The sequence below is a fragment of the Janthinobacterium sp. 1L-D-8-B-C4 genome (genome assembly GCF_057291295.1).
Window position 1 is genome coordinate 128,142 of sequence record NZ_JBXAVX010000013.1, and the last position, 17,955, is coordinate 146,096.

A 17,955-nucleotide genomic window follows, 5' to 3' on the forward strand; every position below is an offset into this window, starting at 1 on the left:
GGCTTATTTCTTCGCCGGCGCAGGCACGCTGCCGCGCTCTTTCAGCACGCGTGCTACCAGCTCATCCATCACGCGCAGGGTCGCTTGCTGGGTCTGCGGCTCGGACTGGCCAGGACGCGACAACTGCGCCGGCGAAGTCACGAAGCGGCCGTCGATGACGATGGTTGGCGCGCTGTCGATCTTGCTGGCGGCGATCAGTTGCTCATTGCGTTTGAGCTTGGTCTGGACGCCGAAAGAATTGAACATTTCCAGGTATTTCGCCTTGTCGATGCCGTTCTTGACCAGCAGGTCGAGGATGGCGCCGTCGGTCATCAGGCGGTTGCGCTCGACGTGGATGGCGCGGAAGATCTTGTCATGGTACTGCTCCAGCACGCCCATGCTTTCCAGCGTGGCGTAGGCATGCGCCTGCGGATCTTTCGGGCCCGAGAAGGCCAGGTGGACGCGGCGGAAAGCGATCTTGTCGCCCTGTTTCTTGACCCAGTCGTGCATCAGCGGATCGAGCGCGTTGCAGTGCGGGCACGAATACATGAAATATTCGATCACTTCCACTTTCTTGCCGGTGTCGCTGCGCTGCGGCGTGGCCAGCGTGGTAAAGCCGATATCGGCGGCCATCGCGCCGCCGGTGGCGGCGAGCAGGAAAGTGGCGGCCAGCACAGGGCGCAGCAGGGAACGCAGGAAGCGCGGGAAACGCATAGTCATATCCTTCATCATAGTGGTCGAAAACAGTGCGAGGTTACCATTTTTTGCGCTGCCGCATGGTCTGGCATGTTCAAAAAAAGCCGCCATGGCCAGGCGCGCGATGCCGATTAAGCCATGCTTAAGCAGCGCCGCGTGCCGCGCTCAGAACTGGTAGCGCGCCGACAGGCGCAGCTGGCGCGTGTCGTTCTGGTAAATGCTCGAGCGGCAGGCCCGCGCAGCGCCATAATGGCGGCGGTTGGCCAGGTTGCTGGCCGCCAACTCCAGCTGCCAGGCGCCCGCCTTGTAGCCGTAGTGGCCGTCAAGCGTGGCAAACGCCGGCACCCGCGCCAGGCAGCTGTTGTCGAAGTCATTGCCATAGCGCAGGGCGCGCAGCCACTGCACGCCAAGGTCTGCGCTGCTGCGCCCGGGCGGCGTCCAGTACAGGCGCGCCGTGGCCAGGGTCTTGGGTACCAGCGCGATATCGGCGCCGTCATACGGATAGTCGTCATAGCGGGCATGCGCCTGCTGCAGCTGGCCGTCGAGGCGCCAGGCCGGCGACAGCAGCATGCTCGCCTCGATGGCCACGCCGTCGCGCCGGGCCGGCTCAAGGTTGCCCGCAAAGCCCTGCTGGTTCAGTTCCACCAGGCTCTGGTCGAACACGATCTTGGTCACCAGGCGTTCGCTGAACAGGCGCAGCGACGCGCTGCGGCCCTTGCCGCTCCAGTTCAGGCCCACTTCGCGCTGGTAGCGCAGTTGGCCCGCCAGCGGCCGGTAGCCGGCACTGGTATAGCCATCGTCATCGATACGGTAGCTGCGCGCGGTCTTGGCGTACACGCTGGTGTCGGGGCGCAGCAAAAAGCTGCCCTGCAGGTTCCAGGCGCGCTGGTTTTCCCAGTCGCTGCCGCCGGCCGGCAAGTCCGACGGGTCGAGGTGAAACTGTTCCTGGCGCAGGCCGAGCAGCAGGCGCGGCGCGTGCACGCCGCCAAACGCCAGTTCCTCGCGCAGCAGCAGCGCGCGCGCATGCTGGCGGCGCGTCAGGTCGGTGGCGCTGTCTTCGGTCGAGCGCGCGGTGCGGCGCTCCCATTGCATCAGGTCGACACCGACTTCGGTATCGGTGCCAACCGTGCCCAGCTTGCCATAGTGGCGCAGGCGCGGCGCCAGCTGCAACTGACGGCTGCGGTACGACGACACATCGCTGCCGGTGCTGCCGGCATAGGTGGCTTCGGCGCGCTTTTCGCGCAGGGTCGCTTCCACGCCGAGCTCCAGGTTGCCGATATAGCGCTGCACGAAAGCGCTGGCGCGTCCCACATCGTAGCGGTAGCGGTCGTCGGGCCAGGCCGCCAGCACGAAGGCAAAGGTGCCGAGCGGCGCCGGGTAGCGGGTATTCTGTTCGACCTGGTCTGCGCTGAAACCGAAGCGGCCCTCGCGCGATTTCCATTCGGCGCCGAGGCTGGCGCCACGCTCAAGAAACACGCTGCCGTCGCGGTAATTGCCATTGCGCACGACATCGAGTGCGGCATCGAGCGACAGGCCATCATGCTCGCGCGCCACGCTGGCATGTCCGCTGCGCTGGCCATGTTCGCCCACCTCGGCCGACAATTCACCCGAGTTGGCGGCGGCGGCAGGGGCGCCACCTTGCTGCGCCTGCTGCGCCAGCGCCGGCATGGCCAGGGCGCACAACAGCACGGTGCGGATGGCAATCATCAGGGTGGACAGGGCAGGCATCATGGCGGCGGGCTGGATAGTATGCGGCGCCGAACGATACGGCAAAGGCGCCTTATTATACCCAGAGCTTGCAACATGGCAACCAAGACAACAATGGCTATATTCCCAGCCGCCCTTCTTCGGCCAGGAAATCGATAAAGGTGCGCACTTTCGACGACAGGTAGCGGCGGCTGGTGTACACGGCATGCACCTTGCCGCCAACCAGGGCGTAGTCATCGAACAGGCGCACCAGGCGCCCTGCTGCCAGGTCGGCATCGGCCTGCCACGACGGCAGCAGCGCGATGCCCATGGCGTCGAGCGCGGCCGCATGCAGCAGGCTTTCATTATTTGATTGCAAGACTGGCCGGAATTTGACGGTGACGCTGCCTTGCGGCCCGGCGAACGGCAGTTCATTACCTGAGGCCATCAACGAATAGCTGATCATGGCGTGCGCGGCCAGGTCCTGCGGCAGGCGCGGCGTCCCGAAACGGGCCAGGTAGGCCGGCGCGGCCACCAGGTAGAACTGCACCTTGCCGACCGGGCGCGCGATCAGCGCCGGCGACGGCGCCTGACTCACGCGCAGGGCCAGGTCGAAACCTTCTTCCACCAGGTTCACCACCCGGCCGCTCAGGTCGATATCAAACGTGACTTCCGGAAAGCGCTCGCGGTAGGCCGCCAGGGTGCGCGTAAAGATCGGGTTGGCGAACCAGACGGGCGCGCTCAGGCGCACCATGCCGCGCGGCACCACTGTCGTGCGGCCGACGGTCGCTTCCACTTCATCGAGGTTGTCGAGCATGTCGCGGCACTGCTCGAAATACACCTTGCCGATTTCCGTCAGGCTCAGGTGGCGGCTGCTGCGGTTGAGCAGGCGCGCGTCCAGGTGGCGCTCCAGGTGCATCACGTGCTTGCTGACCATGGCCGGCGACAGCCCCAGGCGCTCACTGGCGCGCACAAAGCTGTCCAGTTCCACCACGGCGCGAAACACGCGCATGCTGCGCAAGGTATCCATGTCGGCCCATCATCAACAAAACGACAATGATATATCAATATTTGCTGTCTTGATCAACTTCTGGCGCATGACTATAGTAGGAGCATTCCCAGCCATCCCCTATCGGAGCCGCCATGTCCAGCCACACATTTCCCACCTATTTCCTGTCGCACGGCGGCGGCCCGTGGCCGTTCATGAAAGACCAGTTTGGCGGCCGCTACGATGTGCTCGAAGCGTCGCTGCAGGATATTCCGCGCCAGATCGGACCACGCCCCAAAGCCGTGCTGGTGATGACGGCACACTGGGAAGGGCCGCAGTTCCTGGTCTCGGCCAGCTCGCGCCCCGGCATGATCTATGATTACTCGGGCTTTCCGGCGCACACCTATCAGATCCAGTATCCGGCCCCCGGCGCGCCCGAACTGGCGGCACAAGTAAAAGCCCTGCTTGACGCGGCTGGCCACCCGGCCCGCCTCGACCATGAACGGGGGTTTGACCACGGCACCTTCAGCGCCCTGTTCCCGATCTACCCGCAGGCTGACATGCCGTTGGTGCAACTGTCGCTGAAACATGGCTACGATGCGCTCACGCATATCGAGGTGGGCCGCGCGCTGGCTAGATTACGCCAGCAGGGCGTGCTGATACTGGGCAGTGGCCTGTCGTACCATAACCTGCGCCAGTTCGGCCAGCTGGGCGCTGTTGCCTCGCACCAGTTCGACGCCTGGCTGCGCCACGCCATGGCCTTGCCGCCAGCCGAACGGCTGGCGCAATTGCTGGCCTGGGACCAGGCGCCGGGCGCGCGCCAGGCCCATCCGCGCGAAGACCATCTGCTGCCGCTGATGGTGGCGCTGGGCGCGGCCGAGGAAGAGGCGGCGCAGGTGGTGTACCACGAGGATGATTTTTTCGGTGCGCTGGCGGTCAGCAGTTTCAGGTTCGGCCAGGCGGCGGCCTGAAAAAAAGGCGCCGCGACAGGGCTGTCGCGGCGCCTTTTTCAACTGATACAGTACATTACGTGCCGCGCTTGCCGCGCGAAGCGTTCTTTGCCTTCTCTGCCGCGATCTCAGCGGCTTTTGCCGCTTTTTCAGCCATCTCGGCCGCATGCTGCGCCATCAGGGCCGCGCGCGTGTCCGGCGTTTCCAGCGAGATGCGACCCAGGATGCCGCTGCGATAGTCTAGCAGCAGGGTGTGCGAGGCTTTCTCGAAATCGTAGTCGCCGCCCTTGATGCGGAAACCGCGTTTGGCAGCGATGCCTTCGACCACGCCGATGGCGTCGACCTCACCGGTCTTGGTGCCGTAGCGGGCGGCCAGCAGGTCCGGATAGCGTTTCAGCAATTCCTCGGCCAGGAACACGGCCACTTCTTCCTCGATCAGCGCGTTCGAGCCGATCGCGTGGCTGGCTGCCAGCATCAGGCCGTCGCTGGGAATGGCGATCTTCGGCCACAGCATGCCGGGCGTATCGACCAGGATGGTGTTCTTGTCGAGGTACAGCTTTTGCTGCATTTTCGTCACGGCAGGCTCGTCGCCCACTTTCGCCACGCGCTTTTTCAGCAGCGCATTCATCAAGGTCGACTTGCCGACGTTGGGGATGCCCATGATCATGATGCGCAGTGGCTTGGTCGGCACGCCGCGGTGCGGCGCCAGCGACCGGGCCAGTTCAGGGATGCGCGCCACGTCGCCGGGCTTCTTGGTCGTCATCGCATACGCGGTCACGCCTTCCTGGGCATTGAAATACGCCACCCAGGCGCTCGTTGCCGCCGGATCGGCCAGGTCGGTCTTGTTGAGTATCTTCAGGCACGGGCGCTGGCGGAACAGGCGCAGCTCGTCGACCATGGGATTGCAGCTGGCTGCCGGCAGGCGCGCGTCGACCACTTCAATCACCAGATCGGTATTTTCCATGGTCTCGGCCGCTTTCTTGCGGGCCGCGTTCATATGTCCCGGGTACCATTGTATCGCCATGCTCTTGCCTTAAAATCGTTCAGTCAATCCGCTATTTTACGTGGTTGCTGGCGCAGCGTCCGGTTTACCGGCGCATGCGCAAGCTGTTCGGCGTCAAACGATACAATTGGTGATAATCCAATGCTAACCATGGTGCTACTATCCGCGCTCCGTCCCCGACCTTGACCCTACCGATCACGACCATGCCATTTGCCCGCCTGCCCCTGCTTGCCCTGTTCGTCTCCTGCATCTCGTGCGCCCAGGCGCAGGACGCCAGCGCGCCGCAGGACAGCGCCGGCGAACAGATCGTCGACGTGCACGGCACCCGCGACCCCGACCTGCAGCCGTATCGCACCATGCTCAAGGGACTCGACGCGTTTGCCGACCATCAGCGCCTGGCGCCCGCCGCGCCGCTGCGTTTCAAGCTGCTGGCCGCCACGCCGGCCATCTCGATGACGGACGCGACCTTGCGCCTGGAAGCGGACAATCTGTCAATCGCGATTCCGCTGGCCAACGACGGCACGTTTTCCCTGGTGCGCGACAAGACGGCGTTTGACGCGAACGCCGACCTGGTCAGCAACAAAAAGCGCAGCACGGTGCGCTGGCGCCCCAGCATCATCACGCCGGGCCTGCCGGTCAATGTGCGCCGCCTGGGCGACTTGCGCCTGGAATGCGAGGTGCGCTGGGCAGTGGAACAGGACGCCCTGCCGTTCATGCGCCGCAACCTGTTCAAGCTCGCTGGCGGCCCCTGCCATTCGGCGATGATCAGCGTGCCGTATCCGGCCGCCCGTACCCTGACGGGCGTGCTGCTGCACTCGGGCGAACGCAGCGTGCGCCTGCCACTGAGCGATGACCGCAACCGCTACACGCCGCCGCTGCACGATGCCAGCTGGAACGACGACACCTTGCTGACCTTCAGCTACGCCGAGGAAGAACACGTCGCCACAGCGCCACATAAAACCATGTAAACATTGCCAAAAGGATTTTAATATTTACGCTGAGCAATAAAAATGTGTTTTAATATCGCCTCTTGAATTAAAAGTAATTGTTTTAATTTGGCAACCGATTTGGCAACTGCCGTGTCGACATGCAGCAAACGAAGGGTATCAGCATCATGATGGGGGAAGACACGGGCCGGCAGTCGCAACTGCATGTTGCCGCGCTGGAAGAGCGCCTGAAACGCCAGAGCGCCGATACGGCCGGCTTGCAGGCGCTGTACGACCAGCTGGTCAATGAAATCAAGCACCACCGCGACATGCTGCACCTAGACAGCTTCGACGCCGACAAGTCGGCGGCCGTCTACTCGCAGGCCTGGCGCAACTTCATGGCCGGCGACGCCTGCGACTTCCAGACCCACCGCCATCTCAATTCGGGCACCCGCCTGGAAATTTTTTAAAGCTCGGCCAGGGCTTTCACGTGCGCCGCCACGCTGCGGCCCAGCGACGACAGATTGTAGCCACCTTCAAGGCAGCTGACGATGCGCCCTTCGCCATACTGGCTGGCCACCGCCATCATCTGCTGCGTCAGCCAGCTGTAGTCCGATTCGACCAGGCCCATGCCGCCCACGTCGTCTTCGCGGTGGGCGTCGAACCCGGCGGAAATGAACACCATCTGCGGGCGATGGCGGTGCAGGGCCGGCAGCCAGTGGTCCAGCACCAGCTGGCGCACCACGTCGCCCTTCGAGCGCGCCGGCACCGGCACGTTGACGCGGGTGTCGGTATATGACTCGACATCGCTGTACGGATAAAATGGGTGCTGGAAAAAACTCACCATCAAAATGCGCGGATCGTGCGCCACCGATTCGGCCGTGCCATTGCCATGGTGCACGTCGAAGTCGACGATGGCGACGCGCTCCAGGCCACGCGCGTCGAGCGCATGCTTGGCGGCGATGGCGATATTGTTGAACAGGCAAAAACCCATCGGTTCGCTGGGCCGCGCATGGTGGCCGGGCGGACGGATGGCGCAAAAGGCATTCGATATCTCGCCATCGATCACGGCGTCGGTGGCGGAAATGGCCGCACCGGCCGCCGCCAGCGCCGCCTGGTAGCTGTGCGCGTTGAGCAGGGTATCGCCATCGAGCGGATAGTAGTCGCCCGGTGGCGGCACGTTATCACGCACCAGGCCGATGGCCGTGGCGCTGTGGTTGCGCTCGATATCGGACAACTGCGCGCAGGCGCCGATGCGGTGTTCGACCAGGTCGCTGATATGGGCCAGGATCAACTGGTCGCTGATGGCCTGCAGACGGGCCGGTGATTCGGGATGCCAGTCGCCCATTTCATGGCGCTGGCAATCGGGATGGGTATAAATAGCTGTGCTCATTCTTTGTACTTGTTCGCTTTGTCTCTGTCCACGCAGGTAAAATCACAGGCTGGCCCGCGCCGCCATGGTCTCGATCGCATAATCTACCACGGACACGCCGCTCGCGGGCGCGGTGGCAGGCGCAGGATTTGACCGGCGCTAGCGATTGCACATTAAATAATTGCCGTACCACCACAAGGCTCCCATGTTTTCAACCATACATCAGGCTGCGCGCCAGATTGGCGAGGTCATCGTCGGCAAGGAGTTGCAGATCCGACAGGCGCTGGCCTGCCTGCTGGCCGGCGGCCATCTGCTGATCGAAGACGTGCCCGGCGTCGGCAAGACCACCCTGGCGCACGCGCTGGCCATGTCGCTGGGGCTGCAATGGAAGCGCCAGCAATTTACCAGCGACCTGCTGCCGGCCGACGTGGCCGGCATGTCGGTGTATGACCGCGCCAGCGCCAGCTTCGTGTTCCATCCCGGCCCGCTGTTTACCCAGGTGCTGCTGGCCGACGAGATCAACCGCGCCACGCCAAAAACCCAGTCCGGCCTGCTCGAAGCGATGGAAGAGCGGCAAGTCAGCCTCGATGGCGTCACGCACGCGCTGCCGCAGCCGTTCTTCGTGATCGCCACGCAAAACAGCCAGCACCAGGCCGGCACCTTTCCCTTGCCCGAATCGCAGATGGACCGTTTCCTGATGTGCATTACCCTAGGCTACCCCGATGCAGCAGCCGAACGGGCCCTGCTGTTGGGCCAGGACCGGCGCGCCATGCTGCAGACAATCGCGCCGGTAATGCAGGCCGGGCAGTTGCTGGCAATGCAGGCGGCGCTGCGCCAGGTGCACGTGGCCGGCGTGCTGGCCGACTATGTGCTGGCGCTGGTGCACGCCACGCGCAGCGGCGAGCTGTTTGCCGAAGGCCTGAGCCCGCGCGCCGCGCTGGCCCTGCTGCAGGCGTCGCGCGCCTGGGCCGCGCTGGCCGGGCGCGACCACGTCACGCCCGACGACGTGCAGGCGGTGCTGCTGCCCGTCTGCGCGCACCGCCTGCGGCCGCGCCAAGGCGGGCAAACCAGCGGCGTGCTGCTGCGCCAATTGCTGCTGGCCACGCCCGCCTGAGACGATGCGGCGCGCCTCCCTGCTGCCCACGCGCCCCTGGCTGGGCGCGCACCGCGTGCATGTGCGGCCCTCGCGTGCCGGCATGGCGTTTGCCTTGCTGCTGCTGGCGCTGTGGATCGCCGCCGTCAATTACCAGCTGGCCCTGGGCCATGCACTGACCTGGTTCGCGGTCGCCTGCGCGATCACCGACATGCTGTTTGCCAGCCGCAACCTGGCCGGATTGGCGCTGGCGGCCACGCCGGGGCCACTGGTGGCGGCCGGCGGCACCGCCCATTTCGAACTGCGCCTGATCAACCGCAGCACCCGGCCGCGCCATGCGATCGTCCTGTTGCCGGGCATGCCGCAGGCGGCGCCTGAGCTGGTCGACGTCGACGCCGGCGCAGCCGCTACCGTTACCGTGTTGGTAGCCGCTGGCGCACGCGGCTGGTTGCCAGCGCCGGCCGTGCGACTGTCGAGCAACTTCCCGCTGGGCCTGTTCCACGCCTGGTGCCACTGGCAGCCCGAAGCGCGGGTGCTGGTCTACCCCTGCCCGGAACAGCCGGCGCCCACGCTGCCCGTGAACATCACGGCACAGCACCTGCCACAACCTGAACTGGCGGGCGTGGCCGCCTACCAGAGCGGTGATCCGCTGCGGCGCCTGGCCTGGCGCCATATCGCCCGCCACGACGATGAACATTTATACAGCAAGCAATTCGAGCAGGCCGGCAGCGAAGGCCCCGATGATATGCTGCTCGACTACGCCGCCCTGCCGGTGCAACTGGACATGGAAGCGCGGCTGTCGCGTTTGTGCGCCTGGGTGCTGGCCGCCGAGCATGCCAACTTGCCGTATGGCTTGCGCCTGGAGCAGGTGCTGATCGCGCCTGGCCAGGGTCGGTTGCATCTGGACGCCTGCCTGCGCGCGCTGGCGCTGCATGGCTTGCCGCAGGCATCATCATGAGGCGCTGGCTGCGTGATTTGCCGCGCGAGCGGGCCGATGAGCGGGCCAATACGTTGCTGCTGCTCCTGGCAGTAGCGATGGTGCTGGCGCCGCACGCCGCGCATTTCCCGTTATGGCTGTCGCTGGCCGCCGCCGTGCCGCTGCTGTGGCGCGCCGCGCTGGCGGTGCTCGGTGGCAAACAACCACCGCTGGGCTGGCTGATGCTGCTGGCGATGCTGGGCATTTCCGGCGTGCACATCAGCTACGGCACCTTGCTGGGGCGCGATCCCGGCGTGGCCATGCTGGCCCTGCTGCTGTCGCTGAAGTCCTTGGAAATGCATGGCCGGCGCGATGTGTTCGTGCTGGCGTTTATCTGCTTTTTTTTGCTGCTGGCCAATTTCTTCCACGCCCAGGGCCTGCTCAGCGCGGCCTGGCTGCTGGCCAGCATGATGGTGCTGCTGGCGGCCCTGCTGTCGTTTCACTATGGTCCCGCGCAGCCGCGCTGGCCGGCGCGTCTGCGTTTGCTGGGCCGCATGCTGGCGCTGGCCCTGCCGCTGTCGGCGCTGCTGTTTTTCATGATGCCGCGCCTGGCAAGTCCGCTATGGGGCGCGACCGGCTCGGGCGCGCGCGGCACGACGGGCTTGTCCGACAGCATGCAGCCGGGCGCGATCGCGCAGCTGGCGCTGTCCGACGATCCCGTGTTCACGGCACGCTTCGCCACCGGGCTGCCGCCGCAAAGCGCGCTGTACTGGCGCGGCGTGGTGCTGGGCAACTACGACGGCGCCAGCTGGACCCGCAGCGCCGCAGCGGATGCGCAAGGCAAGATCGATATCGCGCTGGCCGGCGAACGGCTCGACTACCAGGTCGATCTGCTGCCCAGCGGCCAGCGCCGCATCTTTGCGCTGGACTTGCCGCGCAGCATAGAGCGCCTGCCCGGCAATCCGTATGTGGTGTCGCCGGCGCTGGAAGTGCTGACGGTCCAGCCGATTATTACCGCCGTACGCTACCGCGCCAGTTCGCAGATTCGCTACCGGCTGCAGGCGCAACTGACGCCGCAGCAAAAACAGCCATGGCTGGCGCTGCCGCCCGGCGCCAATCCGCGCAGCCTGGCCTGGGCGCGGCAGTTACGGGCCGGCCAGCCCACGCAGCAGGCGGCGATCGCCGCCGTGCTCGCTTATTTTCGCCAGGCAACATTTCGCTATACCTTGCAGCCACCGCTGCTGGGCAAGGATGGCGTGGACGAATTCCTGTTCCGCACCCGGGCCGGCTTTTGCGAACACTATGCGGGCAGCTTTGTGGTGCTGATGCGCGCGATGGGCATTCCGGCGCGCGTGGTGACCGGCTACCAGGGCGGCTTGCGCGACGACGCCGCAGGATCGATCACGGTGCGCCAGTCCGACGCCCATGCCTGGAGCGAAGTGTGGCTGGCCGATCAAGGCTGGGTACGCATCGACCCGACCAGCCAGGTGGCGCCGATGCGCACCGAGCGCAACCTGGAGGCAGCACTGCCACCGGTGTTGGCGCAGCGCGGCGGCTGGCAGCCGCTGGCAAACTGGCGCAGCGCCTGGCAGCGCGCTGAACAGAGCTGGCAACACTGGGTACTCGACTACACGCCCGAGCGCCAGCGTGCCATCTTCGATACCGTACTGGCGCTGCCGGCCAGGCAGGTCGCCATTGCTTGCGCACTGCTGGCCGCGCTGGCCGCAACGGCCGGCGCCCTGCTGTGGTGGCGCCAGCGTCCTGGCCGGCATCCGGGCGCAGCACTCGACCATTTGTATGCGCGTTTTTGCCGCCTGCAGGCGCGTCGCGGACACAGCCGTGCGCCGCACGAGGGGCCACACGGTTATGCTGCACGGCTGGCGGCGGGACCGGCATCGCCGCGCACGCACGAGGCGATGGCGCGCTTTCTGGCTATCTACGCCGCGATGAAGTATGGTAACGCCAGCCCAGACGAACACACCCGTGCGCGGCGCGAACTGCGCCGCCTGTTAACACTATGCCGATGAGACGCTTCTTGCCTACCACTACCCCGACTACCTCCGCCCTGCTCCTGTCACTGCTGCTGGCCGGCACTTCGATCACGCATGCCGCCGAAAACAGCCAGATTTCCGCCGCCGACCGGGCGCGGGCGATCAAGGCCTCGAAACAGGCCGCGAACAAGCCGGCAGCAAAAAAGGCCCCCGCCAAATTCGACTTCGAAGGCGAATTCGTCAACTACGCCAGCTGGACCGAGGTGCGCGCCTTTCTCGACGAGATGGCCGCCAAGCACGGTTTTGACCGCGCCGAACTCGACGTGCTGATCGGCAAGGTACGCTATGTGGAAACCACGGTGCAATTGATGAAACCTGCGCCACCGGGCAAACCGAAGAACTGGCAAGCCTACAGCGCGCGCTTCATCGAACCGGTGCGTATCAACGCGGGCGTGAAATTCTGGAACGACAACGCCGAAGCGCTGGCGCGCGCCGAACGCGACTATGGCGTGCCGGCCAATATCATCGTCGGCATTATCGGCGTGGAAACTGTGTATGGCCGTAACACGGGGCGCTTCCGCGTGCTCGATGCGCTGACCACCCTGGCCTTTTCCTATCCGGAAAGCCCTACCCGCGCCGCGCGCATGGCTTTTTTCAAGGGTGAACTGGAAAACGCGCTGCTGTTCGCGCGCAAGGACGGCATCGATCCGCTGACATTGCTGGGCTCCTATGCGGGCGCCATCGGCCTGCCGCAGTTCATGCCCAGCAGCATCATGAAATATGCGGTGGACTTCGATGGTGATAGTCACATCGACCTGCGCAACTCGACTGCCGACGCGATCGGCAGCGTGGCCCATTTCCTGGTCGAGCACGGCTGGAAGCGCGACGATCCGGCCACCAGCGTGTACCCGGTGACGGTATCGCCAAACCGCGCATGGGAAAGCTTCCTCGGCCAGGGCTTGGCTGCAAAGTTCACTTTGGCCGAGCTGCAGCAGGCTGGCGTCACCAGCGTGGCGGCACCGCCACAGAATATGTTGTACGGTTTGATCGACCTGCAAAATGGTTCAGAAGCAACAGAGTACAGCTTGGCAAGCAATAACTTCTTTGCTATAACTCAGTACAACAGAAGTTACTTCTATGCCATGTCAGTCATCGATCTGGGCAAGGCTGTCAGCGAAGCGCGCGCTCGCTAACCAAAAGACAGTGTAAAGTTATAATGTTACTTGTAAGAAAGCGTAAGCGCGATTGTAGCGACTCGGTAACACGTTTATGGTGCACTGATCAGCATCGCGCTCGCTGAGCTCGCCAGCGATCCGATACCACCCAAAATTGAAAATGGTTTTTCACTTAACTTTTGTCAAAGTACAATTTTTGGTCTATCATGTAAATGGTAAAGAATACATGCCTGTTGCAGCAAGACAACGAAAATCAGGGGTGTCACACGATAGTCACACTTTCTAACCTGAAACTAAATCCTGCTGTACAATTGTGTATATATTATGAAAAACTGTATCCCGGATCGTAACATGTGTAAATTCGTTCCTTTTAGTAAAGAATGAACATGAACGCAGCAAGAGCGAGCTCCGAGTGTTTTTACTTTGCAGTGCAACTACAGAAGGAACAAACAACATCATGACAAATCAAGTCGGCATTGATATGAACAGCGATTCGGACTCCGACGATCTGTTGCAATACAACCCCAACAGATTACTCGACACCCTGATCGAAAACCTGCGCCTGAAAAACGACGCAGCGCTGTCGCGCGCTCTCGAAGTGGCGCCGCCAGTCATCAGCAAAATCCGTCATCACCGCCTGCCGGTTGGCGCTTCGCTGCTGATCCGCATGCACGAAGTGAGCGATCTGAGCATTCGTGACCTGCGCTACTTGATGGGTGACCGTCGCAACAAGTTCCGCATCAGCGACAAGCAATTCAAGCCTAAAGAAGGCGAAACGCCACAAGGCTGATCCTGCCAGTTCGCAGGTTTTCCCTCCCCGCCCGGGGAGGGGGTATTTCTTCTGACTTTCCAGGCCGTTCTGGCCGACCTGAATCACCCCTTAAGCTGGAAACACACCCGTGGAGAGGTACCTGTCGCCACGGTCGCAGACCACGAACACGATGGTCGCATTCTCCACGGTTTGCGAAATGCGCAGCGCGATCTCGCAGGCGCCGGCAGCTGAAATACCGCAGAACAAGCCTTCTTCGGCCGCCAGGCTGCGCGCCATGCGTTCGGCCACGCCCTGGCTCACGTATTCGATCTGGTCGACGCGCGTCTTGTCGTAGATTTTCGGCAAATACGCTTCCGGCCATTTGCGGATGCCGGGAATCTGCGAACCTTCTTCCGGCTGCGCGCCGATGACCTGGATCGCCGGGTTCTGTTCCTTCAGATAACGCGACACGCCCATGATGGTGCCGGTGGTGCCCATGGCGCTGACAAAATGCGTGACCCGCCCTTCCGTGTCGCGCCAGATTTCCGGCCCGGTGCTTTCATAGTGGGCGCGTGAATTGTCTTCATTGCCGAACTGGTCGAGAATGATCCCGCGGCCGTCCTTTTGCATCTGCTCGGCCAGGTCGCGCGCATATTCCATGCCGCCCGTCCTGGGCGTGAGCAAGATATCGGCGCCATAGGCGGCCATGCTCTGGCGGCGCTCGACACTCAGGTTGTCCGGCATCAGCAGCAGCATCTTGTAGCCGCGCAGGGCGGCGGCCATGGCCAGCGCAATGCCGGTATTGCCGCTGGTCGCTTCGATCAGGGTGTCGCCCGGCTTGATCTGGCCGCGCTCTTCGGCACGCTTGAGCATGGACATGGCGGCGCGGTCCTTGACCGAGCCAGCTGGGTTGTTGCCTTCGAGCTTGCCAAGGATGACGTTGTTGCGCGCAAGTGCGTCGGCGCCCGGCAAACGCGTCAGCCGTACCAGCGGAGTATTGCCTATCGTATCTTCAAGTGTCTTGTAAGCCATCTTATCGCTTCGCGTAAATTCAACAAAGACCCATTCTAATATGAGATGCTGGCCTGCGTGTCGCTGATCAAAGGCCAGCAAGGCGCCTTGGCCCGAGCCGCCCAATTGCGCCACAAACCGCATGGATGCTCGCTTGCGCGGCTTTCTTTGCGGCAGCGCGGCAAGCTTTGGGCACGCGGTGCAAGCTTGCGCTAGACTGCCGCTATCAGTTATTTTTCTTATTTGCTTATTCACTTCCTTCACTATCGCCACCACGGACCCGCCATGACCAGCAGCGCACCTGAATTCATCCCTGAAACCACGCCGGATGATGCAATCCAGGCCAACTCCTTCGACCTGCCTGGCCGCAGCCACCAGATTTCACCGGTCTTCAATGACGCCGAGCTCGAACGCCTGCAGCGCTATGGCAAGCTCAGGCATTTTGCCGATGGCGCCACCCTGTTCAAGGCGGGCAACAGCAGCTTCGGCATGCTGGTCATCCTGTCCGGCCGGGTCGCCGTCACGCGCCATGAAGTGATGGGGCAAGATACCTTGCTGCGCGAAGTGGGCCGGGGTCATTTCATTGCCGAGGTGGCGCAATTGTCGGGCCGCCCCACCCTCGTCAACGGCTGCGCCGTCGGCGCCGTGGAGTTGCTCGACATCAGCTCGGAATCGCTGCGCGCCCTGATCGTGGCCGAAGCGGAAATGGGCGAGCGCATCGTGCGCGCCTTGATACTGCGCCGCGTCGGCCTGATCGAATCGAACTCGGGCGGGCCGGTGCTGGTGGGGCCGAGCGGCAATGCCAATATGTTCCAGTTGCAAAGCTTCCTGAGCAGCAACGGCCATCCGCATACGGTGCTCGATCCGGCCAGCGATACGGCCGCCGCCGCGCTGGTGGCGCGCTACCAGCCGGCGCCGCAGGAGTGGCCGCTGGTGGTCTGCCCGGACGGCAAGGTCATGAAGAATCCGGGCAACGCCGATATCGGCCGCTGCCTGGGCATGCTGCCCGACCTGTCCGGCGACAAGATTTTCGACGTGCTGGTAGTAGGCGCCGGCCCGGCCGGCCTCGCCACGGCCGTGTATGCGGCATCGGAAGGCTTGACGGTGCTGGCGCTGGAACAGCGCGCCTATGGCGGCCAGGCCGGCGCCAGCGCGCGGATTGAAAACTACCTGGGCTTTCCAACCGGCATTTCAGGCCGCGCGCTGGCGGGGCGCGCCTATGTGCAGGCGCAAAAATTCGGCGTCGAAGTGGCCACCCCGGCCAATGCCGCAAAGCTGGAATGCGACGGCTGGCCGCTGCGCCTGACCCTGGCCGACGGCGTGACCGTGCGCGCGCGCACCGTGGTGCTATCGTGCGGCGCACGCTACCGCCGGCCCTCGCTGGCCAACCTGAAAACCTATGAGGGACGCGGCGTCTACTACTGGGCCTCGCCGATCGAAGCCAAGTTGTGCCGCCAGGAAGAAATTATTTTGGTCGGTGGCGGCAATTCCGCCGGCCAGGCAGCCGTTTTCCTGTCCGGTCACGCCGCCAGGGTGCACATGGTGATCCGCGGCGCCGGGCTGGCCGCCAGCATGTCGAGCTACCTGATCGAGCGCATCGCCGCCACGCCGAATATCACCTTGCACACACACACTGAAATCATCGCGCTCGAAGGCGATGACGATGGCCTGAGCGAGGTGCGCTGGCGCAACAATCAGACCGGAGAGGAAGCCGACCGCGCCGTGCGCCGCGTGTTCCTGTTCGTCGGCGCCGATCCGAATACCGACTGGCTGCACGACTGCGCCGTGGCGGTCGACGCGCAAGGCTTTATCCGCACCGGCTTCGACGTCACGCGCGCCGAATGCAGCAAGCTGGGCGACAAGCCCATCTCGCCGGCCGAGCTGCCGGACCGCGCCGCACTGGAAACGAGCGTGCCGGGCGTGTTCGCCATCGGCGACGTGCGCGCTGGCTCGACCAAGCGGGTGGCGGCCGCCGTCGGCGAAGGCGCGGCCGTGGTGTCGCAGATCCACAGCTTCCTGGCCAGGCTGCCGGCCGACGCCGCCAGCTGATTAGCGCAGTGGCGTCGGATAGGTTGCCACGCTGACGTTGCCGTCGCGGTCGATCGCCTGGACGCCGAAGAAATAATTGTCCTTCGATAGCGCCAGCCTGGCTTCGGTCACATTGCCGACGTCCTGCGCGCCCTGCCATTGATCAGCGGTGGTGGCGCGCCAGACCACGCGGTAGCCGGCCAGGTCCGGTTCGGTGTTCGGCTGCCATACCAGCGTGGTGGCGTTTTCCAGCTTGGCCGTGCGCACCTGCACCTGGGCCGGTGCGGCCGGCGCCAGCGCCAGCGAGGCCAGCGCGGCGGCGTTGACGCGCGTGACCTTGGCCACGTAATCGTAGTCGACAAATTGCGGCAGGTCGCCATACTGCACCCCGTCTTCCACCCGCACATCCTGGTGCTGGTGCGAAAAATCCTCGTTCGGTTCGGTAAAGCGCAGCGCCGCATAGCCTTGCGCCAGGAACGGCATATGGTCGCCGCCGCGCAGGTAGCGGTCGGCGCGCTGGATCACGTTGACCTTGAAACCGGGCACGTAACGCTCGCCCACCTGTTTCACATGGCGCGCCAGCTGGCGCGAGATGGAATCATTTTCGCCGCCGGTGGCCACCAGGCCGCGCACGCCGTCGCTCATCTCTTTCACGGCCGGGATGCCCTCGGCAAACAGGCGCACCTGGCCGCCATCGACCGTGCCGTCGTCGGCGCGCGAACTGCCGATGATGTCGTTGTTGAGCATGCCGGCGATATTGAGATGCTTCAGTTTTGCCTGCTGCGCCCAGTGACCGGAGCCAAGCAGGCCCTGCTCTTCGGCCGCCACCGCCATGAATACCAGGGTCGCGTCGAACTGCTGGCGCGCCATCACGCACGCCATTTCAATCACGGCCGCCGTGCCGGACGCATCGTCGTTGGCGCCCGGCGCGTTGCCGCTGGCGTCCATCACATCGGTAGCGCGCGAGTCATAGTGGCCGCTGACCACATAGATGCGCTGCGCCGACTGCGGCTGGTTGCCAGGCAGGGTCGCCACCACGTTGACGATTTCGGTCGGGCGCGAGATGCGTTTCGACACCGGCGTCACATGGCTGTCGAAGGCCACCTGCAATCGTCCGCCCGCCTGCGCGCCGCAGCGCTCGAGTTCGGCCTTGATCCAGCGCCGCGCCGCGCCGATGCCCTGCGTGTCGGACACGGTATCGGACATGGTATGGCGCGTCTGGAAACTGACCAGCTTGCGCACGTGTGCTTCGATGCGCTGCGGCGAAATGCCGGCCACCAGTTGTTCGATGGCCGGCTGCAGCTTGTCCTCGACCGGCTGCTGTGCTGCCAATACGCCGCTCGACAGCAGCGCCGCCGTTACTCCCGTCAACATCCTGATCATCTTGCCC

General features: G+C 64.2%; 16 protein-coding genes. 9 read left to right on the top strand and 7 right to left on the bottom strand.

The window, feature by feature from the left end; all coding sequences use genetic code 11:
- Window positions 1–3: 3 nt before the first annotated feature.
- The 3 genes from AC0Z42_RS21160 to AC0Z42_RS21170 all read right to left on the bottom strand — a co-directional run bounded on the left by AC0Z42_RS21160 (window position 4) and on the right by AC0Z42_RS21170 (window position 3,391).
- Window positions 4–699, bottom strand: coding sequence for a thiol:disulfide interchange protein DsbA/DsbL (locus AC0Z42_RS21160; RefSeq protein WP_485470157.1), 696 nt, complete (start codon window positions 697–699; stop codon window positions 4–6).
- Window positions 700–840: 141 nt separating this feature from the next.
- Window positions 841–2,406 (bottom strand): TonB-dependent receptor, encoded by a 1,566-nt coding sequence (locus AC0Z42_RS21165; protein ID WP_485470158.1) that lies wholly within the window; start codon window positions 2,404–2,406, stop codon window positions 841–843.
- 94 nt (window positions 2,407–2,500) lie between these two features.
- Window positions 2,501–3,391 (bottom strand): LysR family transcriptional regulator, encoded by an 891-nt coding sequence (locus tag AC0Z42_RS21170; protein WP_485470159.1) that lies wholly within the window; start codon window positions 3,389–3,391, stop codon window positions 2,501–2,503.
- 113 nt (window positions 3,392–3,504) lie between these two features.
- On the opposite strand from AC0Z42_RS21170, the gene AC0Z42_RS21175 reads away from it, so the two are divergent.
- Entirely contained in the window at window positions 3,505–4,320 is an 816-nt protein-coding gene (locus AC0Z42_RS21175) for a DODA-type extradiol aromatic ring-opening family dioxygenase (RefSeq protein WP_485470160.1), read from the top strand.
- Between the two features lie 55 nt (window positions 4,321–4,375).
- On the opposite strand, the gene ylqF is transcribed toward AC0Z42_RS21175, so the two are convergent.
- The gene (gene ylqF / locus AC0Z42_RS21180) at window positions 4,376–5,323 is read right to left on the bottom strand and encodes a ribosome biogenesis GTPase YlqF (RefSeq protein ID WP_485470161.1); all 948 of its coding nucleotides are present in this window, start codon (window positions 5,321–5,323) and stop codon (window positions 4,376–4,378) included.
- Window positions 5,324–5,505: 182 nt separating this feature from the next.
- Between ylqF and AC0Z42_RS21185 the strand changes: the two genes are divergently transcribed.
- Both AC0Z42_RS21185 and AC0Z42_RS21190 read left to right on the top strand, forming a co-directional pair.
- Window positions 5,506–6,270, top strand: coding sequence for a hypothetical protein (locus AC0Z42_RS21185; protein ID WP_485470162.1), 765 nt, complete (start codon window positions 5,506–5,508; stop codon window positions 6,268–6,270).
- A 119-nt stretch (window positions 6,271–6,389) separates the two neighbouring features.
- Window positions 6,390–6,698 (top strand): hypothetical protein, encoded by a 309-nt coding sequence (locus AC0Z42_RS21190; protein ID WP_485470163.1) that lies wholly within the window; start codon window positions 6,390–6,392, stop codon window positions 6,696–6,698.
- On the opposite strand, the gene AC0Z42_RS21195 is transcribed toward AC0Z42_RS21190, so the two are convergent.
- Complete coding sequence (locus AC0Z42_RS21195; RefSeq protein WP_485470164.1) at window positions 6,695–7,621, bottom strand: histone deacetylase family protein; 927 nt, start codon at window positions 7,619–7,621, stop codon at window positions 6,695–6,697. The two genes, AC0Z42_RS21190 and AC0Z42_RS21195, sit on opposite strands and share 4 nt — an antisense overlap.
- A 184-nt stretch (window positions 7,622–7,805) precedes the next feature.
- On the opposite strand from AC0Z42_RS21195, the gene AC0Z42_RS21200 reads away from it, so the two are divergent.
- The 5 genes from AC0Z42_RS21200 to AC0Z42_RS21220 all read left to right on the top strand — a co-directional run bounded on the left by AC0Z42_RS21200 (window position 7,806) and on the right by AC0Z42_RS21220 (window position 13,565).
- On the top strand, window positions 7,806–8,714 hold the full coding sequence (locus AC0Z42_RS21200; protein ID WP_485470165.1) for an AAA family ATPase: 909 nt from the start codon (window positions 7,806–7,808) through the stop codon (window positions 8,712–8,714).
- A 4-nt stretch (window positions 8,715–8,718) separates the two neighbouring features.
- Complete coding sequence (locus AC0Z42_RS21205) at window positions 8,719–9,651, top strand: DUF58 domain-containing protein (RefSeq protein ID WP_485470166.1); 933 nt, start codon at window positions 8,719–8,721, stop codon at window positions 9,649–9,651.
- Window positions 9,648–11,636: a transglutaminase TgpA family protein gene (locus AC0Z42_RS21210; RefSeq protein ID WP_485470167.1), complete on the top strand. Its 1,989-nt coding sequence runs from the start codon at window positions 9,648–9,650 to the stop codon at window positions 11,634–11,636. The genes AC0Z42_RS21205 and AC0Z42_RS21210 overlap by 4 nt, the downstream gene beginning before the upstream one ends.
- Window positions 11,627–12,793, top strand: a complete 1,167-nt coding sequence (mltB, locus tag AC0Z42_RS21215; protein ID WP_485470168.1) for a lytic murein transglycosylase B — start codon at window positions 11,627–11,629, stop codon at window positions 12,791–12,793. The genes AC0Z42_RS21210 and mltB overlap by 10 nt, the downstream gene beginning before the upstream one ends.
- 439 nt (window positions 12,794–13,232) lie before the next feature.
- Window positions 13,233–13,565 carry a hypothetical protein gene (locus tag AC0Z42_RS21220; protein ID WP_034751784.1) on the top strand — a complete coding sequence of 111 codons (333 nt, stop codon included), beginning with the start codon at window positions 13,233–13,235 and terminating at the stop codon, window positions 13,563–13,565.
- Window positions 13,566–13,655: 90 nt separating this feature from the next.
- On the opposite strand, the gene cysM is transcribed toward AC0Z42_RS21220, so the two are convergent.
- Window positions 13,656–14,558, bottom strand: a complete 903-nt coding sequence (gene cysM / locus AC0Z42_RS21225; RefSeq protein WP_485470169.1) for a cysteine synthase CysM — start codon at window positions 14,556–14,558, stop codon at window positions 13,656–13,658.
- A gap of 264 nt (window positions 14,559–14,822) precedes the next feature.
- Between cysM and AC0Z42_RS21230 the strand changes: the two genes are divergently transcribed.
- A complete protein-coding gene (locus AC0Z42_RS21230; protein ID WP_485470170.1) occupies window positions 14,823–16,586 on the top strand; it encodes an FAD-dependent oxidoreductase in 1,764 nt (587 codons plus the stop codon).
- Here AC0Z42_RS21230 and AC0Z42_RS21235 read toward each other — a convergent pair whose 3' ends face one another.
- On the bottom strand, window positions 16,587–17,948 hold the full coding sequence (locus AC0Z42_RS21235) for a M20/M25/M40 family metallo-hydrolase (protein ID WP_485470171.1): 1,362 nt from the start codon (window positions 17,946–17,948) through the stop codon (window positions 16,587–16,589). It lies immediately after the preceding gene.
- Window positions 17,949–17,955: the final 7 nt, after the last annotated feature.

Excerpts from the sequence above, each read along its gene's own strand:
- AC0Z42_RS21160 (WP_485470157.1), bottom strand. The coding sequence starts at position 699 with ATGACTATGCGTTTCCCGCGCTTCCTGCGTTCCCTGCTGCGCCCTGTG.
- AC0Z42_RS21165 (WP_485470158.1), bottom strand. The coding sequence starts at position 2,406 with ATGATGCCTGCCCTGTCCACCCTGATGATTGCCATCCGCACCGTGCTG.
- AC0Z42_RS21170 (WP_485470159.1), bottom strand. The coding sequence starts at position 3,391 with ATGGATACCTTGCGCAGCATGCGCGTGTTTCGCGCCGTGGTGGAACTG.
- AC0Z42_RS21175 (WP_485470160.1), top strand. The coding sequence starts at position 3,505 with ATGTCCAGCCACACATTTCCCACCTATTTCCTGTCGCACGGCGGCGGC.
- ylqF (WP_485470161.1), bottom strand. The coding sequence starts at position 5,323 with ATGGCGATACAATGGTACCCGGGACATATGAACGCGGCCCGCAAGAAA.
- AC0Z42_RS21185 (WP_485470162.1), top strand. The coding sequence starts at position 5,506 with ATGCCATTTGCCCGCCTGCCCCTGCTTGCCCTGTTCGTCTCCTGCATC.
- AC0Z42_RS21190 (WP_485470163.1), top strand. The coding sequence starts at position 6,390 with ATGCAGCAAACGAAGGGTATCAGCATCATGATGGGGGAAGACACGGGC.
- AC0Z42_RS21195 (WP_485470164.1), bottom strand. The coding sequence starts at position 7,621 with ATGAGCACAGCTATTTATACCCATCCCGATTGCCAGCGCCATGAAATG.
- AC0Z42_RS21200 (WP_485470165.1), top strand. The coding sequence starts at position 7,806 with ATGTTTTCAACCATACATCAGGCTGCGCGCCAGATTGGCGAGGTCATC.
- AC0Z42_RS21205 (WP_485470166.1), top strand. The coding sequence starts at position 8,719 with ATGCGGCGCGCCTCCCTGCTGCCCACGCGCCCCTGGCTGGGCGCGCAC.
- AC0Z42_RS21210 (WP_485470167.1), top strand. The coding sequence starts at position 9,648 with ATGAGGCGCTGGCTGCGTGATTTGCCGCGCGAGCGGGCCGATGAGCGG.
- mltB (WP_485470168.1), top strand. The coding sequence starts at position 11,627 with ATGCCGATGAGACGCTTCTTGCCTACCACTACCCCGACTACCTCCGCC.
- AC0Z42_RS21220 (WP_034751784.1), top strand. The coding sequence starts at position 13,233 with ATGACAAATCAAGTCGGCATTGATATGAACAGCGATTCGGACTCCGAC.
- cysM (WP_485470169.1), bottom strand. The coding sequence starts at position 14,558 with ATGGCTTACAAGACACTTGAAGATACGATAGGCAATACTCCGCTGGTA.
- AC0Z42_RS21230 (WP_485470170.1), top strand. The coding sequence starts at position 14,823 with ATGACCAGCAGCGCACCTGAATTCATCCCTGAAACCACGCCGGATGAT.
- AC0Z42_RS21235 (WP_485470171.1), bottom strand. The coding sequence starts at position 17,948 with ATGATCAGGATGTTGACGGGAGTAACGGCGGCGCTGCTGTCGAGCGGC.